The sequence below is a fragment of the Candidatus Planktophila sp. genome (genome assembly GCF_040402315.1).
Classification (GTDB): domain Bacteria; phylum Actinomycetota; class Actinomycetes; order Nanopelagicales; family Nanopelagicaceae; genus Planktophila.
This window is the reverse complement of sequence record NZ_JBBAMU010000055.1, coordinates 1-2,207: the sequence shown is the minus strand read 5'-3', so window position 1 is coordinate 2,207 and position 2,207 is coordinate 1. Positions and strand designations below refer to the sequence as shown.

Here is a 2,207-nt window from a genome sequence, read left to right as displayed (position 1 = left end):
AAGGATGGCGCATTGGTATTCATATGACATTCGTTGTCTCCGGAGTGCTCTTTGCGCTCATGGATATGATGGCTGATCGGCATAAGTCGCAGCGTTAGAATTCACTTATGGCCACACAAAGCGGGGATCGCTCCGCCTTCTTTCCTGCAATAGAGAAGAAGTATGGACAGCCGATGTCTTATTGGTTTGCGCGCCTTAAAGATCTGGATGCAGATAAATATCCAGCCCAGATTGCCTACTTGCGGCAAGAGCATGGCTTTAGTCAGGCACACGCCAATGCAGTGGTGATGTCACACCGAGGTTCGAGTACTTCAAAGCGGTTTACCACTCTGACAAGTTATCTCGAGCCGCACGATGCGGTGAAGAAGAAGACAGTGAAGGCAATCTTTAAAGCAATACAGGTGAAATACCCCGAAATGAAAGTCGTCATTGCCTGGAATCACCCAATGCTTAAGTTAGGCGAAGATTACATTCTGGGTGTTTCAGTATTGAAAAACCATCTTCTAATTGGTCCGTGGGGTGATGGAATCATCGCTAAGTTCGCACCTAAGCTCACAGAATACAAAGTAAATAAGAAGACGATTCAGGTTCCCGTTGATTGGGATGTCGATGCCAAGTTATTGATAGCTATTGCAAAGGTTCGAGTTTCGCAGCTTTAGTAATTAATAATGGTGGCGTGCCTGGATTATTTGCAGGGTGTCTCGAGTAAAAGAATAAACAAGTCTGTGATCTTCAGTAATCCGCCTGGACCACTGCTCCTCAAGGCTATATTTCAATTGCTTAGGTTTTCCGATTCCCGATGTGGGATCTTTCATGGCATCTTCGATTAGCGCTGCTATCTTGACTAATCTTTCCGAGTTCTCGCGCTTCCAGTAGGCGAGGTCAGCTAGCGCCTGTGGGGTGTAAGTGATCTTGGTAAGGCGCGGGGTTGATGCCATGGGCATACTCTGACTAAATTACGCGCGAGATTTCGAAGTCGGACGCTTCTTTGTGGATTTCTTTGAAATGGTTCCGGCTGGCGTTGTCAGTTCAAGAATCTGCTCCAGAACGTGACCTTTCTTATATTTCACCGTCTTTCCTTTGCCTGCCGCTAACTCGGTTAAAGATTTTTCAAGGCTCTTGCGGTTAGCTGCCGTGCGCAGCAAGAAGGCGGTTTCTAGCATTGACTCCCATTGACTTTCTGAGACCAACACTGCATTGCCGTTATTGGATGTAATAGTGACGCTGTCATGATCGAGATTTACCTGCTCAATGAGCGGGAAGAGCTTTTCGCGTGCTTTGGATGCAGAGATAATCATGTGTGCTCCTTGAATAGATGAGCCACTGTAGCACCTTGTACGAGATATTGTACGAGAAAGGGTTTAGCTGTGCGCCACAGTCTTTGAGCAAATTTCACCAATGCCCTCAATGCCGGTAATCACTTCTTGGCCTGCACGTAGGTACTTAGGTGGCTTAAAGCCAAATCCCACACCTTCTGGAGTTCCAGTGTTGATGATATCTCCTGGATGTAGCTCCATAAATTGGCTGACATACCAAACAATGTGACTGATTCCGTAAATTAGATCGCTAGTGCGTGAATCTTGGCGCTTCTCGCCGTCGATAGTGCAATACACCCGCACATCATCGGGTTCGAACTCATCGCCAGTAACAATGACAGGCCCCATCGGGTTATAGGTGGGAAACGATTTACCCTTAACCCATTGTCCGGCCCGCTCAATTTGTCAGTGGCGTTCGCTGACATCTTGACCTATGGAGTATCCAAGAATGTAGTCGCGAGCTTCGCTTTCACTCTTTAAATACAGTGCGCGCTTTCCAATCACAATGGCAAGTTCTACTTCGTAATCAGTAGCAGTTGAATTCGGTGGAATGACGATGTCGTCATTGGGTCCTACTAAACAATCTGGCGCCTTCATAAAGACAACAGGCTCTGGTGGTGGTGTCATTCCTGATTCAGCGGCATGACGCGCATAGTTAAGTCCAATGCAGATGAGCTTGGTGGGGCGTGCTACTGGGCTGCCAATACGCAGGCCTGCAATATCAAATGACTCTAGGAGGGAGAGATCTGCTGAGCGCACTTTTTTAAGCGCTCCTGCTTCCAGCTCATCTCGATTCCAATCTTTAATCAGAGAATCGACATAGACAGCCTTGTTATCGCTGGGCGCTCTGCACCAAATTTACCAAATCTTGCGATCTTCACACTTTTACTC

Annotated in this window: 3 protein-coding genes and 1 pseudogene; 1 reads left to right on the top strand and 3 read right to left on the bottom strand. The window is 47.2% G+C overall.

Annotated elements, in window-relative coordinates; translation table 11 throughout:
* Positions 1 to 107 precede the first annotated feature (107 nt).
* Entirely contained in the window at positions 108 to 659 is a 552-nt protein-coding gene (locus AC9UEP_RS05870; protein ID WP_509545046.1) for a DUF4287 domain-containing protein, read from the top strand.
* A 3-nt stretch (positions 660 to 662) separates the two neighbouring features.
* Here the strand turns inward: AC9UEP_RS05870 and AC9UEP_RS05865 are convergent, their stop codons facing one another.
* The 3 genes and pseudogenes from AC9UEP_RS05865 to AC9UEP_RS05855 form a co-directional block, all read right to left on the bottom strand.
* A complete protein-coding gene (locus tag AC9UEP_RS05865) occupies positions 663 to 938 on the bottom strand; it encodes a Txe/YoeB family addiction module toxin (protein ID WP_509545043.1) in 276 nt (91 codons plus the stop codon).
* A gap of 18 nt (positions 939 to 956) precedes the next feature.
* Positions 957 to 1,298, bottom strand: a complete 342-nt coding sequence (locus AC9UEP_RS05860; RefSeq protein ID WP_509545040.1) for a type II toxin-antitoxin system Phd/YefM family antitoxin — start codon at positions 1,296 to 1,298, stop codon at positions 957 to 959.
* Positions 1,299 to 1,361: 63 nt separating this feature from the next.
* Positions 1,362 to 1,943 (bottom strand): annotated as a pseudogene (locus tag AC9UEP_RS05855) (fumarylacetoacetate hydrolase family protein).
* Positions 1,944 to 2,207: the final 264 nt, after the last annotated feature.

Excerpts from the sequence above, each read along its gene's own strand:
- AC9UEP_RS05870 (WP_509545046.1), top strand. The coding sequence starts at position 108 with ATGGCCACACAAAGCGGGGATCGCTCCGCCTTCTTTCCTGCAATAGAG.
- AC9UEP_RS05865 (WP_509545043.1), bottom strand. The coding sequence starts at position 938 with ATGGCATCAACCCCGCGCCTTACCAAGATCACTTACACCCCACAGGCG.
- AC9UEP_RS05860 (WP_509545040.1), bottom strand. The coding sequence starts at position 1,298 with ATGATTATCTCTGCATCCAAAGCACGCGAAAAGCTCTTCCCGCTCATT.